1 pseudogene is annotated in these 466 nt (G+C 79.0%); it reads right to left on the bottom strand.

The features are described 5' to 3' along the window. Window positions 1–113: 113 nt before the first annotated feature. Window positions 114–365: pseudogene (locus FOE67_RS28265) on the bottom strand (hypothetical protein); the annotation flags it as partial. Between the last annotated feature and the right edge of the window lie 101 nt (window positions 366–466).

Raw genomic sequence — 466 nt, 5'->3', positions numbered from 1 at the left:
TGTTTATAAGAGACAGCCCCCGGGTCCCTCCCCGCCCAACCCGGCGGGCCGTGGCTGAAGGTGACGGGGCGTCCGGCGCGGGTCCCGCCCGCGCCGGACGCCCACCGGGATCGGCGCAGCCGGGGGCCGGGCTCGCCGATCCGCCCCGGCGCCGCGTGGGCGCCGCCGAGGTCCGGGACGTCCACCCGCGGGTTGCCGGTGCCCGGCGCGGCGATCTCCAGCCGGCCGTCGGTCACCGGCCGGCTCGTGCCGGTGACGGCGTCCCGGTAGGTGCCGTTGGGGACGCCGGTGAAGGTCGCCCCGCAGGAGACGGTGACCGGGGCGAAGCCGTCCACGCCGGAGGCGGCGTCGGTGTACCGGCGCTTTGGTCGGCACACGGGTCGGGGGCGTTCGCGGTGATCACACGGTGGGCGACGGTGGTGCGGCCGGTGCCGAGCGCCGGCGGGGCGGCCAACGGGGCCGGGGC

It is taken from the genome of Streptomyces calidiresistens, assembly GCF_014141525.1.
Taxonomy (GTDB): domain Bacteria; phylum Actinomycetota; class Actinomycetes; order Streptomycetales; family Streptomycetaceae; genus Streptomyces; species Streptomyces calidiresistens.
The sequence above is the reverse complement of the archived record's forward strand: the minus strand, read 5'-3'. Positions and strand labels throughout refer to the sequence as shown.